This is a genomic window from Streptomyces sp. NBC_01384, assembly GCF_045040035.1.
Classification (GTDB): Bacteria; Actinomycetota; Actinomycetes; order Streptomycetales; family Streptomycetaceae; genus Streptomyces.
The window spans coordinates 859,610-871,529 of the sequence record NZ_CP109559.1; the positions used below are offsets into that span (position 1 = coordinate 859,610).

General features: G+C 70.3%; 10 protein-coding genes. 6 read left to right on the plus strand and 4 right to left on the minus strand.

The annotated features are described in order from the left end of the window. The first annotated feature begins 284 nt into the window (after nucleotides 1-284). Nucleotides 285-2,954 carry a bifunctional acetaldehyde-CoA/alcohol dehydrogenase gene (gene adhE / locus OG747_RS03740; protein WP_405877745.1) on the plus strand — a complete coding sequence of 890 codons (2,670 nt, stop codon included), beginning with the start codon at nucleotides 285-287 and terminating at the stop codon, nucleotides 2,952-2,954. 573 nt (nucleotides 2,955-3,527) lie between these two features. Here the strand turns inward: adhE and pflA are convergent. The 3 genes from pflA to OG747_RS03755 form a co-directional block, all read right to left on the minus strand. Then, nucleotides 3,528-4,274, minus strand: a complete 747-nt coding sequence (gene pflA, locus OG747_RS03745; protein ID WP_405877747.1) for a pyruvate formate-lyase-activating protein — start codon at nucleotides 4,272-4,274, stop codon at nucleotides 3,528-3,530. Continuing rightward, entirely contained in the window at nucleotides 4,271-6,532 is a 2,262-nt protein-coding gene (pflB, locus tag OG747_RS03750) for a formate C-acetyltransferase (protein ID WP_405877749.1), read from the minus strand. Before pflB ends, pflA begins: the two co-directional genes overlap by 4 nt. Nucleotides 6,533-6,611: 79 nt before the next feature. Then, nucleotides 6,612-6,911, minus strand: a complete 300-nt coding sequence (locus tag OG747_RS03755; protein WP_405886077.1) for a hypothetical protein — start codon at nucleotides 6,909-6,911, stop codon at nucleotides 6,612-6,614. A 429-nt stretch (nucleotides 6,912-7,340) separates the two neighbouring features. Between OG747_RS03755 and OG747_RS03760 the strand changes: the two genes are divergently transcribed. Then, entirely contained in the window at nucleotides 7,341-8,555 is a 1,215-nt protein-coding gene (locus tag OG747_RS03760; RefSeq protein ID WP_405877751.1) for a globin domain-containing protein, read from the plus strand. Between the two features lie 44 nt (nucleotides 8,556-8,599). Continuing rightward, nucleotides 8,600-9,022, plus strand: coding sequence for a hypothetical protein (locus tag OG747_RS03765; protein ID WP_405877753.1), 423 nt, complete (start codon nucleotides 8,600-8,602; stop codon nucleotides 9,020-9,022). Between the two features lie 212 nt (nucleotides 9,023-9,234). On the opposite strand, the gene OG747_RS03770 is transcribed toward OG747_RS03765, so the two are convergent. Then, nucleotides 9,235-10,200 carry a pirin family protein gene (locus OG747_RS03770; protein ID WP_405877755.1) on the minus strand — a complete coding sequence of 322 codons (966 nt, stop codon included), beginning with the start codon at nucleotides 10,198-10,200 and terminating at the stop codon, nucleotides 9,235-9,237. A 193-nt stretch (nucleotides 10,201-10,393) separates the two neighbouring features. Between OG747_RS03770 and OG747_RS03775 the strand changes: the two genes are divergently transcribed. From OG747_RS03775 to OG747_RS03785, 3 genes are all read left to right on the plus strand, one after another. Continuing rightward, nucleotides 10,394-10,888 (plus strand): MarR family winged helix-turn-helix transcriptional regulator, encoded by a 495-nt coding sequence (locus OG747_RS03775; protein WP_405877757.1) that lies wholly within the window; start codon nucleotides 10,394-10,396, stop codon nucleotides 10,886-10,888. Nucleotides 10,889-10,896: 8 nt separating this feature from the next. Continuing rightward, nucleotides 10,897-11,337, plus strand: a complete 441-nt coding sequence (locus OG747_RS03780; protein WP_405877759.1) for a MarR family winged helix-turn-helix transcriptional regulator — start codon at nucleotides 10,897-10,899, stop codon at nucleotides 11,335-11,337. Nucleotides 11,338-11,414: 77 nt separating this feature from the next. After that, complete coding sequence (locus OG747_RS03785) at nucleotides 11,415-11,762, plus strand: tetratricopeptide repeat protein (protein ID WP_405877761.1); 348 nt, start codon at nucleotides 11,415-11,417, stop codon at nucleotides 11,760-11,762. Nucleotides 11,763-11,920: the final 158 nt, after the last annotated feature.

Below are 11,920 nucleotides of genomic sequence, written 5' to 3' on the forward strand. Positions count from 1 at the left end.
GACGGGCGTCCACACCCTCACCATCGCCTTCGGAAGGCGCGGCCGTGCCCCTGAGAGCAGCCGGATGGCCGCCCCGGCGCGCCGTCCGTCGTTCGGTACCGAAGACTGTCCAGCCCGCCGGATTGGGGACGGTCGGGGCCCCGGCGGGGACCTTCGGCACCGGAGTGGCGGGGCCGCCAGGAGCGACATTGGTGAGGGGAGCGGCACCGATTCCTCACAGTGCCGCTCCCCCTACGAGCGCCGGAGCCCCGGCTTCGGCCCACCGACCCAGGAGGCGTATTTCCATGGCCCGCAAGGACGACCGCAACCGGACCGCTGCCCCGCAGGAATCCCAGGGCGGACCCTCCGACAGCGCGATCGCCGTGGACCGGCTGGTCACCAACGGGCTGAAGGCGCTCGCCGACTACGAGGCCCTCGACCAGGAACAGGTCGACCACATCGTGAAGAAGGCGTCGGTCGCCGCCCTGGACCAGCACACCGCGCTGGCCCGCCTCGCGGTGGAGGAGACCGGACGCGGTGTCTTCGAGGACAAGGCGGCCAAGAACATGTTCGCGTGCGAGCACGTCACGCACAGCATGGGAAAGACGAAGACCGTCGGCGTCATCGCCCGCGACGACATCGACGACATGATCGAGATCGCCGAACCGGTTGGTGTGGTGTGCGCGATCACCCCCGTCACCAACCCGACCTCCACCACGATCTTCAAGGCCCTGATGGCGCTGAAGACCCGCAATCCGGTGGTGTTCGCCTTCCACCCCTCGGCCCAGCGCTGCAGTGCGGAAGCCGCCCGCGTCGTGCGGGACGCGGCCGTCGCCGCGGGAGCGCCGGAGCACTGCGTCCAGTGGATCGAGACCCCGTCGGTCGAGGCGACCGGCACGCTCATGCGTCATCCCGGCGTCTCGCTGATCCTGGCGACCGGCGGCAACGCGATGGTGAAGGCCGCCTACTCGGCCGGCAAGCCCGCCCTCGGCGTCGGCGCCGGCAACGTCCCCGCGTACGTGCACAAGAGCGCGAAACTGCGCCGGGCCGTCAACGACCTGGTGCTGTCGAAGACGTTCGACAACGGCATGATCTGTGCCTCCGAGCAGGCCGTCATCCTGGACACCGAGATCTACGACGCGGCGCTCGCCGAGTTCCGCACCCTGCACGCCCACCTCGCCACCGCCGAGGAGAAGCGGAAGCTGGAGGCGTACCTGTTCCCTGTCGACGCGTCGAACAACGGCTGCGAACCCAAGGTCAACGCCGCGGCCGTCGGACAGAGTCCGCAGTGGATCGCACAACAGGCCGGCTTCACCGTTCCCGAGGCCACCTCACTCATCCTGGTCGAGGCCGACCGGGTCGGCCCGGAGGAGCCGCTGACCCGCGAGAAGCTGTGCCCGGTGCTCGCCGTGCTGCGCGCCGGCTCCAAGCAGCAGGGCTTCGACCTGGCCGCCGACATGGTCGCCTTCCACGGGCAGGGCCACAGCGCCGTCATCCACGCCGAGGAGCCCGAGCTCGCGGAGGCGTACGGCAGCCGGATGAAGACCGTGCGGATCATCGTCAACGCCCCCTCCTCGCAGGGCGCCATCGGCGGCATCTACAACAGCCTGCTGCCGTCCCTGACCCTGGGCTGCGGCTCCTGGGGGAGCACATCGGTGTCCAACAACGTCTCCGTCGCCCAGCTGCTGAACGTCAAGCGGGTCTCCACCCGCCACAACAACATGCAGTGGTTCAAGGTCCCGCCGAAGATCTACTTCGAGCCGGGGGCCATCCGTTACCTCGCTTCCATGCCGGACGTCCACCGCGTCACGATCGTCACCGACGCGACCATGACCCGCCTCGGCTTGGTCGACCGCATCGGCCGCGTCCTGCAGCGCCGTCCCGAGCCCATAACGCTGCAGATCATCGACAACGTCGAACCCGAGCCCAGCATCGACTCCGTCCAGCGCGGCGCCCGCCTCATGCGGGACTTCCGCCCGGACACCATCATCGCGCTCGGCGGTGGCTCACCCATGGACGCGGCCAAGGTGATGTGGCTGCTGTACGAGCAGCCCGACATCGACTTCGCCGACATGCGGCACAAGTTCTCCGACATCCGCAAGCGCGCCTTCCGCTTCCCCGTCCTCGGCAAGCTCGCCCGCCTGGTGTGCATCCCCACCACCTCCGGCACCGGCGCCGAGGTCACCCCGTTCGCCGTCATCTCCGACCCGGCCACCGGCAAGAAGTACCCGCTCGCCGACTACGCGCTCACCCCCAGCGTGGCCATCGTCGACCCGCTACTGACCACCGGGCTGCCCCCGGCCCTGGCCGCCGACAGCGGCTTCGACGCCCTCACCCACGCCATCGAGGCGTACGTGTCCGTCTACGCCAACGACTTCACCGACGGCCTCGCCCTGCACGCCATCCGGCTGATCTTCGACAACATCGAAGCAGCGGTGAACGACCGCCTGGGCCGCCCCGAGGCGCGCGAGAAGATGCACAACGCCGGCACCATCGCCGGCATGGCCTTCGGCAACGCCTTCCTCGGCATCGTCCACGCCATGTCCCACACCCTCGGCGCCACCTTCCACATCGCGCACGGCCGCACCAACGCGGTCCTGCTCCCGCACGTCATCCGCTACAACGGCACCGTCCCGACCAAGCTCACGGGCTGGCCCAAGTACGAGAACTACCGCGCCCCCGAACGCTTCCAGGACATCGCCCGCACTCTCGGCCTGCCCGCCACCACCTCGCAGGAGGGCGTCGAGTCGCTGGCCAACGCGGTGGAACGCCTGCGCGAGGCCGTGGGCATCGAGCCGTCGTTCCGCCTTCTCGGCGTCGACGAGCACGCGTTCCTCGATGCCCTGCCCCAGCAGGCCCTCAACGCCTACGAGGACCAGTGCGCGCCCGCCAACCCGCGGATGCCCATGCTCGACGACATGCAGGAGATCATGCGGGCGGCCTACTTCGGACCGGTCGAGGCGACCGACGAGTAGGCCCGATGGAACGGGATCGGCATCCGCGATGGGCGGGTGCCGATCCGCCATGTGCCGATCGTTCCGTCCGGGACCGATGACCCCCACATCGGCCCCGGACGGCCCTCGTCACGGCTCCCCGTCGGCGGCCACGCCGGTCACCCTGTTCAGCTTCAACCTGGGGATGTTGCGCTGTTCACCGTCGGTGAGGAGCCCGACCACCCGACGCGACTGGACATCGCCTGCCCCGCCGGAGCCTGTTCGACCTGATCCTCGGCCTCGACCGGTGGGTGCCGCGGGTCGCCGCGGACGCCGGCCGAGCCGTCCGCCGGCGCCGGGACCCTCGCGGGCAGCTGTTGGTGGCCCACCGCAGCCCTCGTCGGGGCCGCAGGTGGGCTCGTCCTCAAGGCGATCTGGTTCGCCCCCTGACTCAGCGCCGGCGTACTGATGGAGGTGGGCGCCATCGTGGCCGTGGCCTGATCGCGACCTGGAGAGAAGCTCCCAGCGCAGCGGCCCGGAGCCCCCGACCGGATCACTTTCCGGTCGGGGGCTCCGGGCCGCTGCACCTCGATCACGCCGTGCCGGGCCACTCCCTCAGAGCGCCCGCAGGCCGTGCTCCCGGAACTGCTCGCGCACCCGCTCCGTCAGGTCCGGATCCGGCGCGGGTGTGTCGCGAAGCGGGAACGGGATCCCCAGCGCGTCGTACTTGTGGGCGCCGAGCTTGTGGAACGGCAGGACGTCCACCCGGTCGACGTTGCCCAGCCCGGCGAGGAACGCGCCGAGCGCATCGACGGCCGCCGGGTCGTCGGTCCAGCCGGGCACGAGGACGTAGCGGATCCACACCGGGATGCCGAGCCGGTCCAGGCGGGTGGCGAAGCTGAGGGTCGGGGAGAGGTCTCCTCCGGTCAGCTTCCGGTAGGTCCGGACGTCGAAGGACTTGATGTCCAGCAGTACCAGGTCGGTGTCGGCGAGCAGTTCGTCGGTGGCGCGGGCGCCGAGGAAGCCGGAGGTGTCGAGGGCCGTGTGCAGACCGAGTTCCTTGCAGCGACGGAAGATCCCGGCCGTGAACGCGGGCTGCAGCAGGGCCTCACCGCCGGTGAGCGTCACTCCCCCGCCGGCGGTGGTGATGAAGGCCCGGTACTTCTCGATCTCGGCCGTCACCTCGTCGACGGTGGTCCGCCGGCCGTCGCGCATGTGCCAGGTGTCCGGATTGGCGCAGTACAGGCAGCGCAACGGGCAGCCGCTGAGGAACAGCACGAACCGGGTCCCGGGACCGTCCACACCCGTGGACAGGTCCCAGGAGTGGACCCGGCCCGTCACCGGCTCGACCGCGGTACTCACAGCGATCCGTGGAAGGTGCGGCTGATCACGTCGAGCTGCTGCTCGCGGGTCAGGCGGACGAAGTTGACGGCGTATCCGGAGACACGGATGGTCAGCTCCGGGTACTTCTCCGGGTGTTCCATGGCGTCCTCGAGCGTGGCCCGGTCCAGGACGTTGACGTTCATGTGGAATCCGCCGGAGGCCATGTACGCGTCCAGGATGCCGACCATGTGGCCCGCACGCTCGGCCGGGTCGTGTCCCAGTCCCTCGGGCGTGATCGTCGTGGTGAGCGAGATGCCGTCGCGGGCCTGCTCGTACGGGAGCTTGGCCACCGAGAGGGCCGAGGCGGCCACGCCGTGCCGGTCACGGCCGTTCATGGGGTTGGCGCCGGGCGCGAAGGGCTGTCCGGCGCGGCGGCCGTCGGGGGTGTTGCCGGTGTGCTTGCCGTAGACGACGTTCGAGGTGATCGTCAGGACGGACTGGGTGTGCTCGGCGCCCCGGTAGGTGGGGTGCTTGCGCACCTTCGCCATGAAGGACGTCACGAGATCGGCGGCGAGGGCGTCGGCGCGGTCGTCGTTGTTGCCGTACGCCGGGTACTCGCCCTCGATCTGATAGTCCACGGCCAGTCCGGTGTCGTCCCGGATCACCTTCACCCGCGCGTACCTGACGGCGGACAGGCTGTCGGCGGCGACCGACAGTCCGGCGATGCCGCAGGCCATGAAGCGGTGCACCGGGTGGTCGTGCAGCGCCATCTCGATGCGCTCGTAGGCGTACTTGTCGTGCATGTAGTGAATGACGTTGAGCGTGTTGACGTACGTGGCCGCCAGCCAGTCGAGCATGTGGTCGTAGGCCGCGGACAGCTCCTCGTACTCCAGGTACTCCCCGGTCAGAGCGGGTGCCTCGGGGGCGATCCGCTCGCCGGTCATCTCGTCCCGGCCACCGTTGATCGCGTACAGCAGCGCCTTGGCCAGGTTGACGCGTGCGCCGAAGAACTGCATCTGCTTGCCGACCGCCATCGCCGAGACGCAGCAGGCGATCGCCGTGTCGTCCCCGGTGCGCGGACGCATCAGGTCGTCGGACTCGTACTGGATCGCGCTCGTGTCGATCGAGACCTGCGCGCAGAACCGCTTGAAGCCCTCGGGAAGCCGCGGCGACCACAGGACGGTCAGGTTGGGTTCGGGGGCCGGGCCGAGGTTGTACAGGGTCTGCAGGAAGCGGAAGGAGGTGCGGGTGACCAGCGGACGGCCGTCCGTACCGATGCCGCCGATGGACTCCGTCACCCACGTCGGGTCGCCGGAGAACAGCGCGTCGTACTCGGGGGTGCGCAGGAACCGTACGATCCGCAGCTTGATCACGAAGTCGTCGACCAGCTCCTGCGCCCGCGTCTCGTCGAGGATCCCCTCGTCAAGGTCGCGCTGAAGGTAGACGTCCAGGAAGGTGGAGGTGCGGCCGAGTGACATCGCGGCGCCGTTCTGCTCCTTCACCGCGGCCAGGAAGCCGAGGTAGAGCCACTGCACGGCCTCGTGCGCCGTGGCAGCGGGCCGGGTGACGTCGCAGCCGTACGAGGCCGCCATCTGGGCCAGCTCGCCCAACGCCCGTATCTGCTCGGCCAGTTCCTCGCGGTCCCGGATGACGTCCGGGCTGGAGGGCCCCGCGTCCAGCAGGGCGCGCTCGGCCCGCTTGGCCTCGATCAGCCGGGCGGTGCCGTACAGCGCCACCCGCCGGTAGTCGCCGATGATCCGGCCTCGGCCGTAGGCGTCGGGCAGTCCGGTGATGATCCCGGCCTTGCGGGCGGCGCGCATCTCGGGGGTGTAGGCGTCGAAGACACCGTCGTTGTGGGTCTTGCGGTAGGTCCCGAAGACGCGGCTGACGAACGGGTCAGCCTTGTAGCCGTACGCCTTCAGCCCGTTTTCCACCATCCGTAGCCCGCCGTTGGGCATGATCGCCCGCCTCAGCGGGGCGTCGGTCTGCAGACCGACGATCAGTTCGCGCTCGCGGTCGATGAAGCCCGGCCGGTGCGAGGTGATGGTGGAGGGGTTGCCTGGATCGACGTCGAGGACGCCTCGGCGCCGTTCCTCGGGGAACAGAGCGGCGACCTTGCCCCAGACGCCGAGCGTGCGCTCGGTCGGCCCGGAGAGGAACGCGGAATCGCCCGCGTAGGGCGTGTAGTTGGCCTGGATGAAGTCGCGCACGTCGATGTGGTCCCGCCAGCGCGCGCCGGCGAAGCCTCGCCATGCCTCGGTCGTCGCCCGGGGTCCAGCTGTCACCGTTACCGTCATCGCCGGTCTCTCCCTCACTGTCCACATGAACTTCTGCGCTTCCGATGCTCGTCGCTCGACATCCACGAGGGGAGGGCCGCTAGGCGCACCTGGGGCGCGCCACCCGTCCCTGCTGTGCGGGGCCATTGGGCCTCGTCGGATCGAGCCCACTTCTGACCGCCGAGGACCGCACCAGCGATCGGGGCACCCCCGCGGACAAGCGGAGGTGCCCCGGTCCGACGAGCATGCGGGCCTCGGAGCAGCCGGCGGTTGCGGCCGACGAGGGCAGCCGCGCCCAGGCCCTGCCCGGACACCGGGTGGCGCCGGCGCCCACGACCGCGAGGGAGATGAGGACGACGGCGTAGATCACGTGGTGGTCGGCGAACGGGTTGGTCGACATGCTCTCCGATCCGTCGGACAGGTGCTTGGCCGGCGGCCGCCGTCGGCAGCGAGCGGATCTTCCCCACCCTGCCGACGGCCGTGACCGCATACAGGAAGTGGTGCCGCGATCAGCAGGCCGCCCGGGGACCCGTCCTCCACAGCGCGACGCCTGCGGGGTGCCTGGCGATGTCGGCGCCGTCGCCGCTGTCGGCGCTCGCCCAGGACGGTTGCGGCGGACAGGGCCGACAGGAGTTCGTCCCGGTGCCGTGCGGCCCCGCGGCGGAGCAGGTGGTGGGACCGGTGTGCCTGAATCGATGGGGCCGTTCGGCCCCTCTTCGCCCAGCGCCGTGAAACAGCGCCGAAACGCGGTCGGGTGCCTGCTACACAGAAGATGCCGCCCGATGCGATGCGGCGTCCGTCCCACCCCATCCCCTGCCCGGGAGGCTTCATGCTGTCCGCAGAATCCGCCGCTGTGGTCCGTGCCACCCTGCCCGCCGTGGCCGGCGCGCTCGACGAGATCACGACTCGCTTCTACGGCGCGATGTTCCGCGACCGGCCGGAACTGCTCGACGGAATGTTCAACCGCGGCAACCAGGCCGGCGGAGCCCAGCGCCGCGCTCTGGCCGGCTCGATCGCCGGGTTCGCGACCGCGCTGCTCGAGGACCCGGACACCCGCCCGGACACGCTGCTGGACCGGATCGCGCACAAGCACGCCGCGGTCGGCGTCACCGACGATCAGTACACGATCGTGCACAAGTACCTGCTCGGCGCGATAGCCGAGGTCCTCGGCGACGCGGTCACCCCGGAGGTGGCTGCCGCCTGGGACGAGGTGTACTGGCTGATGGCCGGTGCCCTGATCGGCCGTGAGGCCCTCCTGTACCAGGACGCGGGCGTGGATCCCGGCAAGGTGTGGCGGCAGTGGACGGTCGTCGGGCGCCGCACCGAGACGCCGGACGTGGTGTCCTTCGTCCTCCGCCCGGCCGACGGCGAACCGGCGCCGCATGCCCGGGCCGGCCAGTACGTGAGCGTACGGGTCCTGATGGCCGACGGGGTGCACCAGCTGCGCCAGTACAGCCTGTCCTCCGACCCGGGCGGAGATCTGCGGCGGATCACCGTCAAGCGGGTCGTCGGCACGGCCGACACGCCGCAGGGCGAGGTCTCCAACCTCCTGAGCGATCAGATCCACGAGGGAGACGAACTGACACTGTCCGCTCCCTTCGGGGACGTCTTCCTCGACGACCCGGCCGACGCCACCACTCCGGTCGTACTGGTCTCCGCGGGCATTGGCGGCACCCCCATGACCGGCATCCTGGCCCATCTCGCCGGCCTCGGCTCGACCCGCCCGGTGCTGGTCCTGCACGCCGACCGTTCCCCCGCCGACCACGCCCTGCGCAGCGAGACGGGCGAGTTCGTCGGCCAACTGCCGGGCGCCCGCGCGGTCTTCTGGTACGAGCGCCCCGGCTCGGAGGAACCCGACGCCCGCGAGGGCCTGATGAACCTCGACGGCATCGAACTGCCCGAGAGCGCCACGGTATTCCTGTGCGGCCCGCTGCCGTTCATGCGCGAGGTCCGCGCACAACTGCTGCGCGCCGGGGTTCCCGCACAGCGCATCCGCTACGAGGTCTTCGGACCCGACCTGTGGCTGCCCGGCCCGGCGGCCTGAACGACGTCGGGACATCCCACCGCGTTTCCAGGAAAGGAATCGGCATGACCAGCAATGACACCCAGACCACCGCTCCCGCAGTGCTGCTGCGCCCGGACGGCGAGGTGGACGAGGAGACCCTGGCGTACGCCCGCACGAAGATCGACGCGGTCGTGGGCCGGCCGGGACTGCCCGCCGTCAGCGGCGAGGTGCACATCACGAGAGCATCCGCCCACCACGCGGACCGTCCCTGGTCGGCAACGGCCACCCTGCACGTCGGACGGCATGAAGTGGTCGTGCTCGCCGAGGAGGCCACCGGCCACGAGCTCATCGACCAGCTCCAGGACCGACTGCGCCGCCAGACGGACAAGGCCGCCCGCGCCGGACACAACGACCATCGGGCGGAGGCCCCGCCGTGGCGCGGCGGATCCGGCACCCCGAGTCCTGTCCCGGAAAGCGGCGGCGCGGCGGACTCTCACCCGGCGTGAGTCCGCGGTGAGTAAAGGCCCGGTCGGTGGACCGTCACCGACCGGGCCTCTGCGCTTCCCCCGCGTCTGTACGCGGACACCGCGGAAGCCCTCGCGGGTCGCGGAGCCCATGCCGCCGAGGCCGAAGGCCAACTGCCCCCCTGGGCCACCCCTACCCAGGGGGGAAGCCAACCACGCCTCCCGGACACTCGCGCCGGAAAGATAACCGCAGGTCAACGTACCCGTCCCCGCGGCTTCAGCGGCAGCGGCGGGAGTTCGGGAGCGGGCAGTGGGGCGCCGTCGTAGCCGTGCACCTCGCCGAAGCGGGTCCCCGCCATCCAGTCCCTGCGGCCCTCTTCGATGTCCTGCTGGGAACGTCCGATGAAGTTCCACCACATGACCAACTCCTCCTCGAACGGCTCGCCGCCGAGGAGCATGAGAGCCGCGTCCGACTCGGCGCGCAGGGGGAGTTCGGTGCGGCCGCAGCCGAGGTAGAGCATCGAGCCGGGGAGCACCGGTACGCCGTCCACGTGGGCCTCGCCGGACATGGACAGGACGGCGTACTCGAAGTCGGGCTCCAGGGGCAGTCGCACGTCGGTGCCGTTCGCCAGGGCCAGGTCGGCTCCGACGATCGGGGTGTACGTCGTACCGGGCGAGGTCGTGCCGTCGACGGTGCCCAGGATGAGCGTGGCCTTGAGGCCGGGAGCCGTGACGAGGGGCAGTTCGGCGTGGTGCTCGAAGTGCGGGTCGGTGTGGCGGTGGCTGTCGGGGAGGGCGACCCACAGCTGAGCACCGTGCAGGAAGCGGGCGTGCGGCTTGGGGCTCTCCTCGGAGTGGCTGATGGCCCTCCCCGAGGTCATGAGGCCCAGTTCACGCGGGCGGATCGTCTGCAGGCTGCCCGTGGAGTCGCGGTGCAGCACCTCGCCCTCGTGCAGCCAGCTGACGGTCTGCAGGCCCATGTGCGGGTGCGGCGGGACCTGCATGCCGGGCTCATCGGCGATGTCGTCGGGCCCGTAGTGATCGACGAAGCACCACGCGCCGATCATGCGGCGGCCCAGGTTGGGCAGCAGGCGACGGACTTCGGTGGACTCGCCGAGCTTGACCCGGCGGGGACTGAGGAGTTCACGCACCGGCTCGGCCACCACGAAACCGCGGCCACCGCACAGTGCGGGAACTGCCTCGCGATCAAGATTGCTCATGGCGCACAACCTAGCCCCGTCGAGGACCGTCCGTCAGGCCATCCACGCTCCCTCGAACTCCCTTGGCGGGGGCCCTCGGCTCAGATCAGAAGCGGCGCGGGCCTAGGACCATGGTCGTAGGCCAGTACGTCGTTGGTCGGGGGCGTCCGAGAAATAGTAGCCATGGATATAGTAGCCATGTACGGTTTTTCTCATGAGTTCGGTACCCAAGCACGCGACCCCCGGTTTCCTCGTCTGGCGCCTGTCGATGAAGTGGCGGGTGGCCGTCGACCGGGCGGTCGCACCACTGGGCCTGACCCACGCCCAGTACTCGCTGGTCGCGTCGCTGTACGGCATGCACAGGGCCGGGCGGCGGCCGAATCAGCGCCAGCTCGCCGACCACACCGGACTCGAACCGCTCTATGTCTCGAAGCTGGCCCGGGCCCTGGAGACCGCCGGCGTCGTCGACCGGACGCGGGACCCCGCAGATCCCCGCGCGGTCCAACTGTCGCTCACACAGGACGGGCGCGAGGTCGCACGCCGTGCGATCAGGATCGTCCAGGGCATGTTGGACCAGCTCCTCGAACCCCTCGGCGGGCTCGCCGGCGAACGCACGGAGGCGTTCACCAACGAACTGGCGACCCTGCTCGACGTACCACTCGATACACCACTCGATCCACCTGCCGAGTTCACTTCGCATCCTGACTAGGAGTCGCCATGACCACCACCACTACCCCGGTCAACGGCCAGGTCATCGGCCTTGCCCACTACGCGAGCCGCGCGGTCCTGGAAACCGTGCTGGCGCGTATCGGAAGCACCTTCGACCAGTCGGTGGCCCTGCGGGCCGTCTCGGACCAGGGCGGGACCGTCGAGCGCGCCCGGCTCGTCGGTCGGCTGACCGGTGCACTGAAGATCGAGGAGTCGGCGGCCGAGGAGACCGTCGACGAGCTGACGGCCCTCAAGCTGCTCGAGGAGCCGGCGGCGGGGCGCGTGTCGCTCACCGAGCGCGGCCGGGAGGTGTTCGAGGAGATCCGCACGAGCGGGAACGAGATCGCGGCCCGGCTGTACGCGGGCATTCCGGCCGAGGATCTCGCGACCGCGGGGCGTGTGCTGGCCCTGGTCACGGAGCGGGCCGAGGCGGAGTTGGCCAACGCGTAAGGCCGCACAAGCACCCACGAGAGGTTGTGGAATATTCAACCTTCTCGGCCTGTTTCCGGTCCCGAAGGAGGTCAGCAGTGGACACGACGTACTACGACCAGGGGACGACCGCGGAGCGGTGGGAGCGGGCGCGGTTGTTCTTCGACGCCAGGGACTACGCCGTCGCGGCGCGGATTCTGAGCGGGTTGGTGGACGAGGTACCGGAGCAGGTCGGACCGCGGCTGCTGCTGGCGCGTGCGTACTACCACTCGGCCCAACTGCGTCGCGCCGAGGCCGAGTTGCGGGCCCTCGTGGAGCTCGACCCGGTGGAGCACTACGCCCGGCTGATGCTGGGGCGCACACTCCAGCGCCAGGGGCGTCACGACGAGGCCGAGTCGCATCTGCGGATCGCCTCGGCGCTCGCCGGTGACTTCGAACAGGTGTGATCCCGTCCTGAGGTCGCGGGACCGAAGAGGCCGGGCACCGGTGGTGCTGGGCCTCTTCCCGTACACCGCGGGACATCGCGGGACACCGCGGGTGAGCCCTGCACGGCACTCGGCGCCGCCCCGGCCGGCCGGCTCCGTCACGCCGCCCGCGACTGCAT